This window comes from Achromobacter sp. SIMBA_011 (assembly GCF_046535435.1).
GTDB lineage: Bacteria > Pseudomonadota > Gammaproteobacteria > Burkholderiales > Burkholderiaceae_B > Achromobacter > Achromobacter dolens.
The window spans coordinates 1-240 of sequence record NZ_JAWRWN010001140.1 but is presented as its reverse complement, the minus strand read 5'-3'; the positions used below and the strand labels follow the sequence as shown (position 1 = coordinate 240).

Genomic DNA, 240 nt, shown 5'->3' with positions numbered 1-240 from the left:
CGAACGCCTGATGGCCACGCCGGGCTTCGCGGGCGTCGAGATCGGCAGCAACATCAATGGCGCGCCCATCGGCGCGGCGCAGTTCGATCCATTCTTCGAGGCCGCCGCCGCGCTTGGCGCAGCCGTATTCGTGCACGCGCTGCGTCCGGCCGGCAAGGAGCGGCTCGTGGGGCCGGCGCAACTCGTGCAGGCGCTGGCGTTTCCCACCGATGTAGGGCTGGCCGCCGCCTCGGCGATCAC

The 240-nt window shown here is 71.7% G+C and carries 1 pseudogene; it reads left to right on the top strand.

Annotation, left to right across the window (positions count from 1 at the left end):
• Nucleotides 1–240, top strand: a pseudogene (locus tag SB816_RS34605) (amidohydrolase); the annotation flags it as partial.